The sequence below is a fragment of the Mycobacterium sp. PDNC021 genome (genome assembly GCF_048282635.1).
In the GTDB taxonomy this organism is placed as follows: domain Bacteria; phylum Actinomycetota; class Actinomycetes; order Mycobacteriales; family Mycobacteriaceae; genus Mycobacterium; species Mycobacterium llatzerense.
In genome coordinates this window covers 1,124,411-1,141,211 of record NZ_CP182502.1, presented here as the reverse complement: position 1 = coordinate 1,141,211, position 16,801 = coordinate 1,124,411, and the positions used below count along the sequence as shown (strand labels likewise).

The window sequence follows — 16,801 nt, the reverse complement described above, 5'->3', positions numbered from 1 at the left end:
TCAGGGCAGGCGCGGGTCGATCAGCGTGACTCCGACGGGGCTGGCGGCACCGAACTCCGGCAGCAGGCGCGCGCCTTCGGCCAGCCCCACCACCCGCTCGACCAGCGTCTGCGGGCGCAGCGTGCCCGCGGCGACCAGATCCAGCATCTCGGGGTAGTCGGCGCTGGCCATGCCGTGTGAGCCCAAAACGTCCAATTCCCAGGCGATTACGCGGTCCATGGGCACCTGCGGATGCCCGTCGATGTTGGGTAGCAGGCCCACCTGGACGTGGCGGCCCTGCCTGCGCAGGCTGTGAATCGCGTCGGCACACGTCCCCGCGGTGCCCACCGCGTCGACCGCGACGTGGCTGCCGCCACCGGTGATGTCGTGCACCGCCGTGGCCACGTCGGCGCCGTTGGCGAGCACGGTTTCGGTCGCGCCCAGACTGCGCGCCAGTTCCAGCGCGGCCGGGGTGCGGTCGACGGCGATGACGTTGGCACCGGCGGCGGCTGCCACCTGGACGGCACTCAGCCCCACACCGCCGACGCCGATCACCGTGACCCACTCGCCGGGCCGGACGTCGGCACGGGCCCGCAGTGCGCGGTACGCGGTGGCGAACCGGCACCCCAGCGCCGCTGCCGCGGCGTCGTCGATATCTTCCGACACGGCAACAAGATTCGTGTCCGCAGCGTGCAGGGCCACGTATTCACCGAATGAGCCCCAATGGGTGAAACCCGGCTGGGTCTGGTCAGGACACACCTGCGCCTGACCGCCGGCACACCATTCGCAGCGGCCGCATCCACACACGAACGGCGTGGTGACCCGATCACCGACGTGCCAGCGCCGGACGCCGGCGCCCACCGCGACCACTTCCCCGACCAGTTCATGTCCGGGCACGTGTGGGAGCGCGACACCGTCGTCGTGGCCGGCCCAGGCGTGCCAGTCGCTGCGGCACAGCCCGGTCACGTGCACCTGAACGACCACGCCACCGGGCGTCGGCGTGGGGTCCGCGACCGACCGCACGTCCACCGGCCCGCCGAACTCTTCGAAGATCACCGCACGCATCAGGCCATCGTCGCACGCCCCGGACGAGCCGGTGGCACAGCAGCGAGCAACGTGCGGGTGTAGTCGTGTTCCGGATGCGCGAACAGCTCTGCGGCAGCACGATATTCGACCGATTCACCGCCACGCAGCACCAGGACGTCGTGGCTCATCCGCTCGATCACCGCCAGGTCGTGACCGATGAACAGGTAGGTCAGGCCGCGTTCGCGCTGCAGCCTGGTCAGCAGATCCAGCACCTTGGCCTGCACCGACACGTCCAGCGACGCCGTGGCTTCGTCGAGGATCAACAGCTCGGGCGCCGCGGCCAGCGCCCGGGCGATGTTGACGCGCTGACGCTCGCCGCCGGACAGTTCGTGCGGATACCGCGCCGCGTAGTCGGCCGCAAGCTCGACGGAGTCCAGCAGCTCATGTACCCGCGCCTGCCGCTCCCCGGCCTGCGCCGTCAACGGCTCGGCGATCGAAACACCCACCGGGATACGGGGATTCAGCGACGAGAACGAATCCTGGAAGACCAGGGCGATCCGGCGGCGTACTGCCTTGCGGTCTCGGCGTTTGACTGCCAACAAGTCGGTGTCGCCCAACAGTGCTCGACCGCCGTCGGGTTTGAGCAGACCGGTCAGCGCCGCTGCCACGGTCGACTTCCCCGAACCCGACTCGCCCACCAGACCGAGCGTCGTCCCGCGCCGGATCTGGAACGACACGTCCTTGACCGCGTGGATCACCATCGGGCCGGTCGGCGTGCTCACGGAGAACTTGACGTCCAGATCGGAGACGTCGAGCAGCGTCGCGGTGTCCGGTACGGCGCGGATAGGCTGCCCCAAAACCGGCCTGGCGTCGAGTAATTCGCGGGTGTACGCCTGCCGGGGTGCGTCGAAGATCGAGTCGACCGGCGCCTGTTCGACGGCCTCGCCACCGCGCAGCACGGTGACAGTGTCCGCGACTTCGCCGATCACCCCGAGGTCGTGACTGATCCACACCACAGCGGTACCGAACTCGCGCTGCAAGTCCCGCACCAAGGCGATGATCTGCGCCTGGGTCGTGACGTCCAGCGCCGTGGTCGGCTCGTCGGCGATCAGCAGCTCCGGGTCGCAGGCCAGGGCGATCGCGATCATCACCCGCTGGCGCTGGCCTCCGGAAAGTTGATGTGGATAGTTGCGCAACCGGTGTTGTACGTCGGGTAGGCCCACGGCTTCCAGCAGTTCCAGCGCGCGCACGCGGGCCTGGCGGCGAGTCAGCTGTCGGTGCGTCTCAAGCGATTCGGTGATCTGCCGTTCGACGGTCAGCAGCGGATTCAGCGAGGTACCCGGATCCTGGAAGACGAAACCGATTCGTCCGCCGTGCACGCGACGTAACGTCCGCGCCGGAGCACCGACGAGTTCCTGTTGTCCGGCAAGGACACTCGAGCCGGCGACGACCGCACCCGGCGCGTCGAGCAAGCCGGTGGCAGCCAACACGGTCGTCGACTTCCCGGAACCTGATTCGCCGACGATGCCGAGAGTCTGCTCGGGCTCGACTCCCAGCGAGACCCCGCGCACGATCTCACGACGCCCGATCCGAACCGACAAGTTGTCGACCGACAGCACGCTCATGACCGCCGCCGTGCTTCGATCATGGTGCGCTGCTTGGGATCGAGCACGTCACGCAGCCCGTCTCCGAGCAGGTTGCAGGCCAGCACGATGACGACGATGGCCGCCCCGGGGAACACCGCCATCCACCACGCCAGCGTGACGAAGCCCTGCGAATCGAAGATCATCCGGCCCAGGGACGGCTGAGGCGGCTGGATGCCCAGCCCCAGGAAGGACAGCGCAGCTTCGGACAACATGGCGAACGCCAGCGACAGCGAGGTCTGGACGACGAGCGGGCCGGTGATGTTCGGCAGCACATGCCGGGCCAGGATGTAGCCCGTGCCGGTGCCCATGGTCCTCGACACCGCCACGTACGGCTCCTCCCGGACCGCCAGCGTGCTGGCCCGCGCCACCCGCGCGAAGATCGGCACGTAGACGACGCTGATCGCGGCGATCGTCGTGGCCAGGCCCGGCCCGAGCACCGCGACGATCGCCATGGCCAGCAGCAACACCGGGAACGCGAACATCACGTCGACGACCCGCATCACCGCGGTGTCCAGCCACCCACCGCGGTACCCGGCACCGACGCCCAGCACGGTGCCGACCACGGCCGCGCCTGCCACGCTGACCACCGCGACCGTCATCGACGCCTGCAGCCCCGTCAGGACCCGGGACAACACATCGCGCCCCAGTTCGTCGGTGCCGAACCAGTGCGCGCCGCTCGGTGGCCGCAGCGCGTGCGGTACGTCGACGTCGTTGATGCCGTACGGCACCAGCCACTCGGCGCCCACAGCGATGACGACGGCGGCGACCACGACGACGGCGCTGAGCACCGTGACGGGATTGGCGGCCAGTCTCATGACAGCCGAATCCGCGGATCGACAAGGGCGTACAGCGCATCCACCAACAGGTTGACCGCCAGGAACAGCACCGCGATCAGCAGCACCGCGCCCTGGATCACGGGATAGTCGCGCGCGGCCACCGAGAGGTAGACCAGTCGGCCCAACCCCGGCCAGGCGAACACCACCTCGACGACGATGACACCGCCGAGGATCGTCGCCAGCTGGATACCGGCGATGGTGAGGATCGGCACCAGGGCATTGCGCAGGACGTGCCGCAGCGTGACCACCCGTGGCGGCAGGCCTTTCGAGCGCGCCGTCCGGACATATCCCATCGCGGACACCTCCAGCACCGCGGAGCGGACGTAGCGGGTCATGATCGCAGCGGCCACCAGACCCACGGTCAAGCCGGGCAAGATCACGTGCCGCAACCAGCCGACAGGGTCGTCGAACAGCGACCGGTAGCCCGACGTCGGTAGCCAGCCCAAGGTCGTGGAGAACAGCGAGATGAGCAGGATGCCCAGCCAGAAGTCCGGGATCGACACCCCGAATTGGCTGGTGACCCGGACGATCACATCGCTGAGCCGCCCCTCGCGTGTGGCGGCGTAGATACCGGCTGGCAGCGCGATCACCAGTGCCGCCGCGATCCCGACGACAGCCAGCGACACGGTGGCCGGCAACCGCTCTGCCAGCACCTGAGCCACCGGGTCGCCGCTACGGAAGCTGACGCCGAGATTCCCCGTCGCGGCGTGACCGAGGTAGCTGAGGAATTGGTCGGGCAGCGGCCGGTCCAGGCCGCTCGCGTGCCGCAGCGCGTCATACGCCTCGGGCGTGTACCGCGTCCTCAGGGCAATCCGCACCGGATCACCGGGAACCAGATGCGCCAGGGCGAACACCACGATCAGCACACCCACCAGAACCACCAGCGAGTAGACGAGCCTCCGGGCCAGGAACCGCAGGATGATCATGGCCGGCCACCGCCGAGCACCACATCGCGGAACCGAATCGCCTTGTCGCGCCTGGCCTCATACCCGGTGAGCTTCGGCGACCAGGCTTGCACGACCGCAGGGTTGTACAAGTACAGGTAGCTGACCTGGTCCGCGATGAGTGTGGCGGCCTGCGCGTAATCCTGGTGCCGCAGGTGCTGGTCGGTTTCGGTGCGGCCGGCGTCCAGCAGCGCGTCGACGCGCGGGTCGGAGAATTTCTGGGCGTTACTGGCACCGCCGGTGTGGTGCTGCGCGTAGTAGAAATCGTCGGGGTCGATGTTGCCGAGCCAGCCCATCATCAACATGTCGAAGTGCCCGGTGTGTTGTTCGTCGAGCCACGTGCCGAAATCCACGGTGCGGATGGTGACCCGGATACCCAGCGGCGCAAGGTTGTCGGCGATCACCTGGGCGGCGGTCACCGTCTGCGGGTACTCACTGGTGACCAGCAGGTCCATGGCAGCCGGCGCCGAGCCGGCCTGCGCCAGCAGGTGTTTGGCGTGGTCGATGTCGTAGCGATAGCGGTCGTACGCCGTGTACCACGGGTTGCCCTGCGGGATCGCCAGCTGATTGGCCTGCGCCGCAACGTAACTGGTGGCCTGCACGATCGACGGCCGGTCGATGGCGTACGCGACAGCCTGCCGCACGCGCACGTCCTGCCATTGCGGCCGGGCCTCGTTGAGCGCCAGGTACCAGTAGTCGTTGCTCGGCGTCACCGCGAGGTGGATCGAATCGTCGCCCCGCAGCTGAGCGACCCGCTGCGGAGGCACCGCATCGGTCCAGTCGATCTCGCCGGCCTGCAGCGCCGCCAGCGCCGTGGACGGCTCGCTGATGAAGCGGAACGTCACGCCCGGAATCCGCGGAGCACCGGCCCAGTAGCGCGGATTTGCGCGCAACGTGATCGCATCGCCGCTGCGCTGGCCGGCGAAGGCGAATGGCCCGGTGCCGATCGGGTGGCTCGCGATCTGCCCGTCCTCCACGTTGCGGCGCTGCACGATGGCCATGCCTTTGAAACCGCCGAGATTGGTCAGCAGGTTCGGTGTCGGGTGGGCCACGACGATCCGGACCGTGTGGTCGTCGGTCGCGGTGACGCCGGTGACAGCGCTGAGCTTGTCGGCATTGGCCAGCTTGCCGTCGATGATCCGACGGTACGAGTAGACGACATCGGACGCGGTGAGCGGGCTGCCGTCGTGGAACGTCACGCCGGGCCGCAAACGGAACGTCCATGACAGCTGATCAGGCGAGGTGGTCCACGACTGCGCCAGACCGGGCCGCATGGTCAGATCGGCGTCCGGTTCCACCAGGGTGTCGAAGACGTTCTCAAGGACCTCGAACGAGAAGTACGCGCTGGTCTTGTGGGGGTCGAGCTGGTCGGGCTCGCCGGAGATCGCGGCGATCAGGTAGCCCGCGTCCCGGCCCAGGTCAACGCGGTGCGCGGGCGTACAGGCGACCGCGAAAAGGACGAAAACCGCTGCGCACACGGCCGCAACCAGTCGCATGTCCATCACTTCCCGGCCGGGCCGGCAAGCAGCGGAGGCCGGCGTACTCCTGTGCGTTTCCCATACCCGCTGAACTACCCATTCACACCTGACATCGATATCCGCTGTTCAGGGTGCACACACGCAACTGTCTGAGCTAAGATTCCGGGCGGACGTTTCTTCCTAACGTCCTGCTCTACATGAGAGAAGTTGGTATATGCCACAGGGAACTGTGAAATGGTTTAACAGTGAGAAGGGCTTCGGCTTCATCACTCCGGACGACGGCAGCAAGGATCTGTTCGTCCACTACTCGGAGATCAAGAGCAACGGCTTCCGCACCCTCGATGAGGGCCAGCGGGTCGAGTTCGAGGTGGGTCAGGGCAGCAAGGGCCCGGCTGCGACCGGAGTTACTGCGGTCTAACTGAGCTGCAAAGCTCAGAGGGCTGGTGCGGAACGCTTCGCGCCAGCCCACAATTCTTTCTCCACGCTGTCGGCGGATGCTCAGGCCTCTGACCTGGGCATCCGCGCGACGGTGCCCACGGTGCATCTCATGCCGCGCGCACCACGGCCAGGCTGGGCGCCGGTCTAAAGCCACCCGAGCGCACGCGCGCCGTTGTGGAGCACCATCGCGCCGATGACGACCATGATCACGGCCATCAACGCGGCGTTGTTCTTCTCCATCCAGTCTTTGAGTCGTCGCATGGTGTCATCGAGTCGGGCACCGGCAATCGCGTAGGCCAGGGTCGGAATCGCCACCGTCGAGGCGGCGACGATCACGAAGAAGGCCGCAGCCAACCAGTCACCCTCGAGCCCGAGTCCTGCGGTGCCGATCGCCAATCCGGCTGGCACACAGATCAATACGACATCCGGGCGCACCACCACCAGCGCCACACCCATCGCCGCAGCCCGCGCCGGGGTGACGGTCGCGACCTTCCTCATCCAGCCCGGCGAATCGGAGCTGTTGTCGCGCGTGAACCAGCGATAGACGCCGAAGACGATGAGCCCGGCACCCAGCACGACTCGCAACCATGACGCCCACTCTGGCGGTGACTTGTGCACGTCGCTGAGCATGTGCGAGGCCTGGACGCATACCGCGATCACCGCCGCCAAGCCGACCGTCCAGCCGGCGAGGAACGCCAGTCCCGTCGGTCGGGGCTGCGGGGCCTGCAGGACCAACACCGCCGGGATGACGGTGATGGGCGACAGTGCCACCACCAGTCCGAGCGGAACGAGCCCGGTCAACACGGTGCCCCAGCTTCCAGTCATGGGCAGCAATCTACCCAGTGGATCGCCCTGGAGCCCGCACGATCGTCAATATGCGCCGATGTACGATCTCAGCGAACTTGTTCGATCATTTCTGGCTACCAAATGGCAGTCGCCGGTAGGTTGCCATTTACTAGGTGATATTCACGCTAAGGAGGTGTCATCGTGCGACGGCAGCAAAATATTTTGGTCTGCGTCAGCGACTCATCGGGACACCAGGTGAATACCCATCCAATGCGCGGAAAGCCACTCCGGTACCTCGCTGTGCTGGCGCTTCTGATCTCGGCAACGGCACTCGGGTGCGGTACTGACGATCTGCAGGCACTGCCCAGCCCGCAGGGTGCGGCGCACACCTGCTCACCGTAGGTCCCGGTCCTTGCTCGGCTGCACCCGCTTCGGCTCCCCTGGCATCTTGGGATAGTTCGGCGGGTACGGCAGATCGCCCAGTCCCCGATCCTCGTCGGCCTCCACCATCTCGAGCAGCGGCTCCAGTGAATACGCGACATCGTCGATGCCGGCCCACGGATCATCGCGCTGCGCAAGCAGATTCGGCACGGTGGCCATGGTGTAGTCGTCGGGATCGGCGTCGGCGAGCTCGGCCCAGGACAGTGGCGTCGACACCGTGGCGATCGGAGTCTTGCGCACCGAGTACGCCGAGGCGAAGGTCCGGTCCCGGGCGTTCTGGTTGTAGTCGATGAACAGCCGCTCGCCGCGCTCTTCCTTCCACCATGACGTCGTCACCTCGTCGGGCGCGCGCCGCTCGACTTCGCGGGCCAGCGCGATACCGGCCCGGCGCACGGCGATGAAGTCCCAGTCCGGCTTGATCCGGACGAAGACGTGGACGCCCCGACCGCCGGAGGTCTTGGGATACCCGGTCAGGCCGAGTTCGTCGAGGATCGGTTTGAGCACACCGGTCGCGATCTCCCTCGCCTCCTTGAAGCCGGTGCCCGGCTGCGGATCGAGGTCGATCCGCAGCTCGTCGGGATGCTCGACGTCCGGACAGCGCACCTGCCACGGATGCAGCGTGATGGTGCCCATCTGCGCGGCCCAGATGATGGCCGACGGGTGCGTCACCTTCAGCGCGTCGGCGGTGCGGCCTGACGGGAAGGTCACCGTGCAGGTCTCGAGATACTCGGGATGCTTTACCGGAACTCGCTTTTGGTAAATCTCTTCGCCTTCGATGCCGTCGGGGAACCGCTGCAGGTGGGTGGGCCGGTCGCGCAGCAGGGTCACCATCCGGTCGGCGACGGCCAGGTAGTAGTCGACCATCGTGCGTTTGGTGCCCTTGCTGCCCAACTGCGGGAAGTACACCTTGTCGGGGTTGGTGAATCGGACGGCGACGCCGTCAACGTCGAGTTCTTCTGCGGCGCTTGCCATCAGTTCTTCTCCAGGACGTCGTACAGGTCGTAGTTCAGTGGCACATCAAGCTGGTCGAAGGTACAGCTCTCCGGATCCCGGTCCGGGCGCCAGCGCCGGAACTTCACCGTGTGCCGGAATCGTCTGCCATGCACGGTGTTTCCCTCCATCTGGTCGTATGCCACCTCACATACCCGCTCCGGGCGAATCGGAATCCAGGTCTTGTCGGCCGCGGAGTTCCAGCGGCTCGGCTCGCCATCCTGGGCGTCCCCGGTGGCCAGCGGCTCCAGCTCGGCCAGCAGCGCGATCCGGTCCTTGACGCTGAAAGACGCTGCGCCACCGACCATGTGGACGTTGCCATCGCTGTAGAGACCCAACAGGATCGATCCGATGCCCTCACCGCTCTTGTGGATGCGGTAACCGATGGCCACACAATCCGCATCGCGGGCGTGCTTGACCTTGACCATTTCCCGCTTGCCCGGCAGGTAGGCGCCGTCAAGGCGTTTGGCGATCACACCGTCGAGCCCGGCGCCCTCGAACGTCGTCAGCCAATGCGCGCCATGCTCGGGATCCTCGGTGGTCCGCGTGACGTGGCACCACTGCTTCTCGCTCACCAGGTCCTGCAACGCGGCCCGGCGGACGCGGAACGGCTCGGCCAGCAGGCTGCGGTCGCCGTCAGCCAGCGCGTCGAATCCGATGAAGTGCGCCGGCGTCTGTTCGGCCAGCATCTGGACCCGGCTCGCCGCCGGATGGATGCGCTGGCTCAGCGACTCCCAGTCCAGCCGAATCCGGCCGTTGATCTCCCGCGGCACCACCACTTCGCCGTCGAGCACGCAGCGCGGCGCGATCTCGTCCCGCAACGCCGCGAGCAACTCAGGGAAGTACCTGCCCAACTCCTTGCCGTTGCGCGATTGCAGCACCACCTCGTCGCCGTCGCGGAACACCAGGGCGCGGAACCCGTCCCACTTGGGCTCGTAGGACCACAGCCCCGCCTCCTCCGGCACTTTCACGGCGGCCTTGGCCAGCATGGGGTCTATCGGTGGCTGCACGGGTAAGTCCACGGTTTCCATACTCGTGCAGACCAGCACGGGTGGGCAATCTCATCGCACGGCGCGTTACATTGCGGTCGTGCCCCATTCCTCCGCCGGCCGCTTCGCGCCAAGTCCGTCCGCCGACCTGCACATCGGCAACGTGCGCACTGCGGTGCTGGCGTGGCTGTTCGCGCGATCGGCGGGTCGCCGGTTCCTGGTCCGGGTGGAGGACCTGGATGACCGCACGTTCCCCGAGGTGGCGCAGCGGCAACTGGACGATCTGGCTGCCGTCGGACTGACGTGGGACGAGCTCCCCGAGTACCAGGCCTCGCACGAGGCCCGCTACCTCGCCGTCGTCGACGAGCTGACGGAACGCGGCCTGACCTTCGAATGTTTCTGCAGCAGAAAGGACATCCTGCAGGCGCCGCGGGCACCGCATGCCCCCGAAGGCGCGTACCCGGGCACCTGCCGCGATCTCAGCGACGACGAACGCACCCAGCGCCGCGCCGCGGGCCGGCCACCGGCCATCCGATTGCGTTCGGACACAGCCGAATACACCGTCACCGATCTGCTGCACGGCACTTACACCGGCGTGGTCGACGACTTCGTCCTGCGCCGCGGCGACAACGTACCGGCCTACAACCTGGCCGTCGTGGTCGACGATGCCGCCCAGGGCATCGACCAGGTGGTGCGCGGCGAAGATCTGCTGCCATCATCCCCGCGGCAGGCGTATCTGGCTGCGCTGCTGGGCTATTCGCAGCCCGTCTATGCCCACGTCCCGTTGGTGCTCAACGCCTACGGTAAGAGGCTGGCCAAACGCGATGGCGCGGTGACGGTTTCCGAGATCGGCGCAGAATCAGCAATGGCGCAGATCGCGGCGTCACTCGGCTACATCGCGACGACTCTGGACGGCATGCTCGTCGAGTTCGATCCCGCCAGACTGCCGCGGGAGCCCTGGATTTTCCGGCCTTAGCCCAGGCACGTTGACTGTGCATCTACGCACATCGCTACTCGAACTTTTGCTGCGTCAGCGCAATCTCAACTGCCGCAGGGGATTTGCTAGTCGAGTGCTCAGCGGGTGGATTGGAAGACCCTCTAGCTGCCGGGGGACCCGGCGAGACAAGTACGCGGCGGCAATCACGAGGTCCTAGCCGCCACCCTGATTGAGTTCAGGTACCTTTTGCAGCCGCCAGATCTCCCCCGGTGCAACAATCACCGGCAGATCGCGACCGCGACTGCACTCAGGTACTTCAGCAGAGCCTCACACCCGGCGCGGCACTCCAAAGACCTTGGCCAGCAAGAACCCTCGCACTGACGCGGGGATGTTCGTCATCAGCGCCGCCTGAAGCTTGGGCCCCAATCCGACGATGTACCGCGCCTTGGGCCGCCGTGCGGTGAGCGCTTCCTCTACCACCGCAACAACTTTCGCCGGGTCGACCGCCATCTTCTGCGACAGCGGCACCATCTTCTTCATGCCGGCGATGTGCCCGCCGTACAGGGCGCGGTGCGCGGGGGAGGTCGCGGCCTCCAACTCGACGACCATGTCGTCGGCCTTGCGCCACATGTCCGTATCGGTCTGCGCGGGTTCCACGACCACCACCGGAACACCCCAGGGCCGCAGTTCGATTCGCAGTGCTTCGGCACCGGCTTCCAGCGCGAACTTCGACGCCGCGTAGGCACCCAGCATCGGCGTCGACAGCTGGCCGTTGACACTGGAGATGAACACCACCCGGCCGCGCGACTCCCGCAATTTGGGCAGCACCGCCGCAGTCACGGCGAACTGGCCAACCACGTTGACGTCCAACTGCTTCCGCCAGTCCGCGGGGGTCAGCGTCTCCACGGGACCGGCGACCACGATGCCCGCGTTGTTCACCACCGCGTCCAGCCGGTCCGGCAGAGTCGCCGCCAGTGCTTCGACATCATCTTCGGAAGTGACGTCGAGGATCACGGCCGAGATCCGCTGCGGGGCCAGCGCCACGACAGCGGCCGCGTCCGCCTTGGAGCGCACCCCGGCGATGACGTCCCATCCGGTCGCGGCGAGGTGCTGGGTGATGGCCAGCCCGATGCCACGTCCGGCACCGGTGACGAGAACTGAAGGCATACGCGCGAGGGTAGCTGGGATCAAACGGAGACCGGCAGCGTGGCCAGGCCCCGCAGGGTCAGGTTGGGCTTGTAGACGGGCCCACCCGCCAACTGCGCGTGCGGGAATCGGGCCGCCAGCGCCGACAGCGCGACAGTCGCCTCCAACCGGGCCAACGGCGCACCGAGACAGAAGTGCGGACCTTTACCGAAGGCGAGATGCTTGATCGCCCCGCGGTCCGGGTCGAATTCGCCGGGCCGGTCGTACATGCGCGGATCGCGTTGCGCGGCAGCCAGCAGCAGCATCATGATGTCGCCCTTCGGCACCGCGACGTCGCCGATCTGAATGTCCTCGACGGCGACGCGGCTGGTCAGCTGCACCGGCGGATCGAAACGCAGCGTTTCCTCGACGATCGCCGACGCCCGCGAGGAATCCGCCGCCAACGCCGCCCAGTGCTGCGGGTGCCGCAGCATGGCCAGCGCCGCGTTGGCGATCAGGTTCACCGTCGTCTCGTGCCCGGCGATCAGCAGCAGATTGCAGGTCGCCACGATCTCTTCGGAGGTCAGCTGGTCGCCGTCCTCTTCGGCGGCGATGAGCGCGGAGATCAGGTCCTCTCCGGGCGAGCTACGCCGTTCCTCGATGAGGTCGCGCAGATACCCGCGCAGCCAGAGGCCGGCCTCCATCAGGTCGGCGGTGTCGTCGGCCGTTTCGTCGTTCACTGCAACGAAGGGGTCGAGTCCGCCCGCGAGTAGCGCCGACGCCCGGCTGAACAGCGGCTCGTCCGCCATCGGTACCCCGAGCAGCCGGCAGATCACCGCGACCGGCAGCGGATAAGCCAGGTCGGCCACCACATCGATCGTGCCGGTCGCGCCCTCGAGCAGCCCGTCCACCATCGTCACGATGTCGGCCTCGAGTGCCTTGATCACCTTCGGCGCGAACGCCTTCTGCGCCAGCCCACGCAGCCGGGTGTGATCCGGCGGATCGAGGAACAGGAAGCCCGGTTCGCCGAACGGCCGGGCCTGCCGCTGGCCGGCGGCGATCTGCTTCTGCGACACCGTCGACTTCAACCGGTCGTTGGCCGACGCCGGGTGCCGCAGCACCTCGTCACACTCGGCGAAGCCCGGAAACACCACGAGATTCGCGTCGGGCATCGCCAGCGGGCCGCAGTCCAGGAATCGTTCGTACAGCGGGTACGGGTCCGCCCGATTGCCCGGATCCATCAACCCGAGAAGCAGCGTTTGCGGGTCGATCACGCCAGGTCCACCAGTCATCCCGCCATTCTGCACTCGCCCGCATCGGTGCAGGTGGTGCCCTATGAGCTCCCGTAATAGCGGCCCAGCACGTGGTCCCGCAGCTCGTCGAACTCGCCCGCACCGATAGCGGCGCGAATCTGGTCGATGAGCCGGATGATGAACCGCTCGTTGTGGATCGTGCCCAGCGTGGACGCCAGGATCTCCTTGGCCTTGAACAGATGGTGCAGATACGCGCGGGTGTAGTTGGCGCAGGTATAGCAATCGCATTCGGCGTCAATGGGATTGAAGTCGCGCTTGAACCGGGCGTTGGTGACGTTGAAGCGGCCGGTCGCCGAGTACATCGCGGCGTTGCGAGCAACCCGCGACGGCGACACGCAGTCGAAGGTGTCGGCTCCGGCCTCGATGGCGGCGAACAGATCGTCCGGCTCACTGATGCCGAGCAGATGCCGGGGCTTGTCGTCGGGCAGTTCGTCGGTGACCCAGCCGACGATCGTCGCCAGATTCTGCTTCTCCAGCGCGCCTCCGATGCCGTAGCCGTCGAAGCCATGCCCGTCCTCGTCGACGATCCCGACGAGCCCCTTGGTGGCCTGCCTGCGCAGGTCCTCGTACTGCGCTCCCTGCACCACGCCGAACAGCGCCTGAGCCGGCTTGCCCGCTCGTTCGATGCTCAAGCGACGGTGTTCGGCCAGGCAACGCACCGCCCACCGGTGGGTGCGTTCCACCGAACGTTCTTGGTAGGCACGGGTATTCACCAGGGTGGTCAACTCGTCGAAGGCGAAGATGATGTCCGCGCCCAGCTGGTGCTGAATGCCGATCGACACCTCCGGCGTGAAGCGATGCTTGTCGCCGTTGAGGTGCGAGCGGAACGTCACCCCGTCCTCGTCGACGTGCGCCAGTCGTTCCTTGCCTTCGGCGATGATGTCGTCGGCCTGCAAACGGGCCGTGTCCATGGCCAGCACCTTCTTGAAACCCACGCCGAGTGACATCACCTGAAAGCCACCGCTGTCGGTGAACGTCGGACCGGGCCAGTTCATGAAGGCGCCGAGGCCACCTGCCTCGTCCACCACATCGGGGCCGGGCTGCAGGTACAGATGGTAGGCGTTGGCCAGAAGCGCCTGCGCCCCAAGTTCTTTCATGGTCTCCGGTAGGACACCCTTGACCGTGGCCGCGGTGCCGACGGCAATGAACGCCGGGGTCTGGATATCACCGTGCGGGGTGTGGATCACCCCGGCACGGCCACGCCGGCCCGGCAGCTGTGCGGTGACCTCGAAGAACTGCTGATTCACCGCTGTATTCAATCAATTCCCCGGCCCGACACCCGAATGCCGGCTGACGACGCGGAAACAAACAGGTCAGGACGGTTATAGGGATTTTCTGTGAATACCATGAACAGCCGGTTGGCGAACCCCATAATGCACTGGATGACCCGCCGTTCGGGACGGTTCGCATTACAGAGGAGCACAAGTTATGAAACGTGGTTTGGTTGTCGCGGTCGCAGGTGCCGCGGTTCTGGCCGCCGGCCTGACCGGCTGTTCCAAGGATGACAAGAAGTCGTCGGGTTCGTCCGCCACCGCATCGGCCTCGGCATCGGTGCCGGGCGGCGGTAACTCCAGTGCAGGCTCCGGCACCGCGAAGGTCAGCATCGACGGCAAGGCCCAGGATGTCCAGGGCCAGATCGGCTGCACCACGGCAGCCGGCAACGTGGTCATCGCCATCGGCAACGCCTCGGGCGGCCTGGGCGTCACCCTGACCGACGCCGACCCGCCGGTCGTCAAGACCGTCGGCCTGGGCAGCGTCGGCGGTATCACCCTGGGCTACACCGACGGTGTGCCCGGCGGCGAAGCCAAGGCCACCAAGGACGGCAAGACCTACAAGATCAGCGGCACCGCGACCGGTGTCGACATGGCCAACCCGATGGAGCCCGCCAAGAAGCCCTTCGAGATCGAGGTGACCTGCCCCTAGCAGGTATCCGCACAGCACGGGTGGTGTTCCGGTTCGCCGGAACACCACCCGTTCTGCGTTCCGGGGAAGTTGCAAATTCCCGTCTAAAGCCCTGGTCCCGGGAGTAGCGTCCGGTTCACGCCTAGTCGGGGGAGCGTCGATGTCAGTCCAGATATGGCCGACCACCAGTCCTGCCGTGCGCGGAGTGCCGCGCGTCTTCCTGTTGGTCGCGCTGTGCTGCGCGCTGCTGATGAGTCCGGCCACCAACATCACGTCGAGCTTCGTCGTCGGCCTGATGAACACCGTGATCGGCATCGGCGGACGCGGCGACCCCACGTCGGCCAACATCCCGGCCAAGCTCAACGGCACCGTGGTGCCGCCCGGCTACACCTACCTGCCGATCAACTACCCGGCGTCCATCCAGTTGTCGGCGAGCACCACCGTCTCCGGGCCGAAGGTGTACAACGCCATCACCTCGCGACCCGGTGAGCAGTTGATCGTCGCGGGCTATTCGGAAGGCAGTCTGGGCGCCGAGTGGGCCAAACGTCGGCTACTGGCCAATGGCACCGGCCCCGCGCCGTCGCAGCTGTCGTTCGTGATGATCGGCTCGCCCTTCGCCGGCAACGGCGGCATCTTCGAACGCTTCCCGGGCATCAACGTGCCGTTCATCGTCAACAACCAGGGCCCGGCCGCGCCATCGCCATACGACACCACGTTCTACACCCGGGAATACGACCCGTACGCCGATTTCCCGGCCTACTTCAACCCACTCTCGTTGGCCAACAGCCTGCTCGGCGTCATGTACGCCCACCCGGACGCGTACTACGACTCGTACGTCCCCGGCACCACGCCCGCGATCATCACGGTCGTGCCCGACAACGGTGCGGGCGGGACGGACACCTACGTCTTCATCAACAATCCCGACCTGCCGCTGTTGGTGCCCCTGCGCATCGGCGCCGGCGCCATCGGGTTGACGCCGTTGGTCAAACCGCTGCTGGACGCAGTCGAGCCGCTGCTGCGGGTATTGGTCGACATGGGATACACCGACCGCGGGAACCTGAATCCGGCGAAGAAGACGCCGTTCTCCTTGTTCACTCCCCTGTCGAAGATCATCGAGACGCTCAACGCGATTCCCGGCGCGCTGCAGGAAGGCGCCAACAACTTCGTCACCGATATCCAGTCCCAACTGCACCTGCCGGGCCTGGCTGCCACGCCGGCGAGCTCGCCGCCGGTCACGCCGCTGGACGTCTCCGCCAAGAAGCCGGCGGCCCTGGCGCCGGTGGCAGCGACGGCCGAGGACAAGCCGACGGCGAACACGAAGGCCGACGAGAAGACGGATCTGAAGACCGACGTGAAGGCCGACGTCAAGACGGAGCAGCCGCAGTCCCCCGTCTCGACACCGAACACCGACACCGACCAGAAGCCCGCCACCCCGGATGAGCCGCAGGTGAAATCGCCCAAGCCGCATGATGATTCGGATATTCCGCCGGTCAACTCCACCAAACCGAAGACCGATCCCGACGCACCGCCGGTGAAACCGGCCAAGCCGAAGAAAACGAAGAACACGCCGAAGACGGACGCCGGCGACCCGAAGCCGGCGACGTCATCCGACAACGATGCCAAGGACACACCGAAGACGAGTCCGAAGGGCGGCGGGTCCAAGGCTGCCGCGCACTCGGAGACGTCGGCGGCGGCCTGACGCAGTGCCCGACATCGACGGTGCGAACAGATCGCGATCCCCCGCTAACCGCGATCTGCCCGCTCGTTCGGCGGCGCCGATCTGACTCTCAGCAACCGCCAAGGAACACTTTACATACCATTGGTCTTGAATTACGATTTCTGCAGTGCTTGCGGCGCTACCGCAGGTAGATCACGTCGCGAGAGGCGCAAGGCGTGAGCCCTACATTGGTCAGGGAGTACCGACCGTGGTCACGGTCGAGGCCTTTTCACGCGTAGTCTCATCGATCTACG

Annotated in this window: 15 protein-coding genes; 4 read left to right on the top strand and 11 right to left on the bottom strand. The window is 66.7% G+C overall.

From position 1 onward, the window contains the following. From ACNO8X_RS05340 to ACNO8X_RS05320, 5 genes are read right to left on the bottom strand one after another with little or no spacing between them, the layout of a single operon-like run. Complete coding sequence (locus tag ACNO8X_RS05340) at nt 1–1,044, bottom strand: zinc-binding dehydrogenase (protein ID WP_418004467.1); 1,044 nt, start codon at nt 1,042–1,044, stop codon at nt 1–3. Then, nucleotides 1,044–2,630, bottom strand: coding sequence for a dipeptide ABC transporter ATP-binding protein (locus ACNO8X_RS05335; RefSeq protein ID WP_418004466.1), 1,587 nt, complete (start codon nt 2,628–2,630; stop codon nt 1,044–1,046). Before ACNO8X_RS05335 ends, ACNO8X_RS05340 begins: the two co-directional genes overlap by 1 nt. After that, nucleotides 2,627–3,466 (bottom strand): ABC transporter permease, encoded by an 840-nt coding sequence (locus tag ACNO8X_RS05330; RefSeq protein ID WP_418004465.1) that lies wholly within the window; start codon nt 3,464–3,466, stop codon nt 2,627–2,629. The genes ACNO8X_RS05335 and ACNO8X_RS05330 overlap by 4 nt, the downstream gene beginning before the upstream one ends. Beyond that, on the bottom strand, nt 3,463–4,413 hold the full coding sequence (locus ACNO8X_RS05325; RefSeq protein ID WP_418004464.1) for an ABC transporter permease: 951 nt from the start codon (nt 4,411–4,413) through the stop codon (nt 3,463–3,465). Before ACNO8X_RS05325 ends, ACNO8X_RS05330 begins: the two co-directional genes overlap by 4 nt. Continuing rightward, nucleotides 4,410–5,927, bottom strand: coding sequence for an ABC transporter substrate-binding protein (locus ACNO8X_RS05320; RefSeq protein ID WP_418004463.1), 1,518 nt, complete (start codon nt 5,925–5,927; stop codon nt 4,410–4,412). Before ACNO8X_RS05320 ends, ACNO8X_RS05325 begins: the two co-directional genes overlap by 4 nt. 196 nt (nt 5,928–6,123) lie before the next feature. On the opposite strand from ACNO8X_RS05320, the gene ACNO8X_RS05315 reads away from it, so the two are divergent. After that, a complete protein-coding gene (locus tag ACNO8X_RS05315; protein ID WP_043402873.1) occupies nt 6,124–6,327 on the top strand; it encodes a cold-shock protein in 204 nt (67 codons plus the stop codon). A 164-nt stretch (nt 6,328–6,491) separates the two neighbouring features. Here ACNO8X_RS05315 and ACNO8X_RS05310 read toward each other — a convergent pair whose 3' ends face one another. The 3 genes from ACNO8X_RS05310 to ACNO8X_RS05300 form a co-directional block, all read right to left on the bottom strand. Next, nucleotides 6,492–7,172, bottom strand: coding sequence for a GAP family protein (locus ACNO8X_RS05310; protein WP_418004462.1), 681 nt, complete (start codon nt 7,170–7,172; stop codon nt 6,492–6,494). 354 nt (nt 7,173–7,526) lie between these two features. Continuing rightward, entirely contained in the window at nt 7,527–8,546 is a 1,020-nt protein-coding gene (ligD, locus tag ACNO8X_RS05305; protein ID WP_418004461.1) for a non-homologous end-joining DNA ligase, read from the bottom strand. Next, entirely contained in the window at nt 8,546–9,595 is a 1,050-nt protein-coding gene (locus tag ACNO8X_RS05300) for an ATP-dependent DNA ligase (RefSeq protein ID WP_418004460.1), read from the bottom strand. Before ACNO8X_RS05300 ends, ligD begins: the two co-directional genes overlap by 1 nt. A 58-nt stretch (nt 9,596–9,653) precedes the next feature. Here ACNO8X_RS05300 and gluQRS point away from each other — a divergent pair, with 58 nt between their 5' ends. Continuing rightward, nucleotides 9,654–10,529 carry a tRNA glutamyl-Q(34) synthetase GluQRS gene (gluQRS, locus tag ACNO8X_RS05295; RefSeq protein ID WP_418004459.1) on the top strand — a complete coding sequence of 292 codons (876 nt, stop codon included), beginning with the start codon at nt 9,654–9,656 and terminating at the stop codon, nt 10,527–10,529. 288 nt (nt 10,530–10,817) lie between these two features. Here the strand turns inward: gluQRS and ACNO8X_RS05290 are convergent, their stop codons facing one another. From ACNO8X_RS05290 to tgt, 3 genes are read right to left on the bottom strand one after another with little or no spacing between them, the layout of a single operon-like run. Continuing rightward, a complete protein-coding gene (locus ACNO8X_RS05290; protein WP_418004458.1) occupies nt 10,818–11,657 on the bottom strand; it encodes an SDR family NAD(P)-dependent oxidoreductase in 840 nt (279 codons plus the stop codon). Between the two features lie 20 nt (nt 11,658–11,677). Then, on the bottom strand, nt 11,678–12,907 hold the full coding sequence (locus ACNO8X_RS05285; protein ID WP_418004457.1) for a cytochrome P450: 1,230 nt from the start codon (nt 12,905–12,907) through the stop codon (nt 11,678–11,680). A gap of 41 nt (nt 12,908–12,948) precedes the next feature. Beyond that, a complete protein-coding gene (gene tgt, locus ACNO8X_RS05280; protein ID WP_418004456.1) occupies nt 12,949–14,175 on the bottom strand; it encodes a tRNA guanosine(34) transglycosylase Tgt in 1,227 nt (408 codons plus the stop codon). Between the two features lie 181 nt (nt 14,176–14,356). On the opposite strand from tgt, the gene ACNO8X_RS05275 reads away from it, so the two are divergent. After that, nucleotides 14,357–14,851, top strand: a complete 495-nt coding sequence (locus ACNO8X_RS05275; RefSeq protein WP_071287538.1) for a lipoprotein LpqH — start codon at nt 14,357–14,359, stop codon at nt 14,849–14,851. Between the two features lie 139 nt (nt 14,852–14,990). After that, nucleotides 14,991–16,529 (top strand): PE-PPE domain-containing protein, encoded by a 1,539-nt coding sequence (locus ACNO8X_RS05270; protein WP_418004455.1) that lies wholly within the window; start codon nt 14,991–14,993, stop codon nt 16,527–16,529. Nucleotides 16,530–16,801 lie beyond the last annotated feature (272 nt).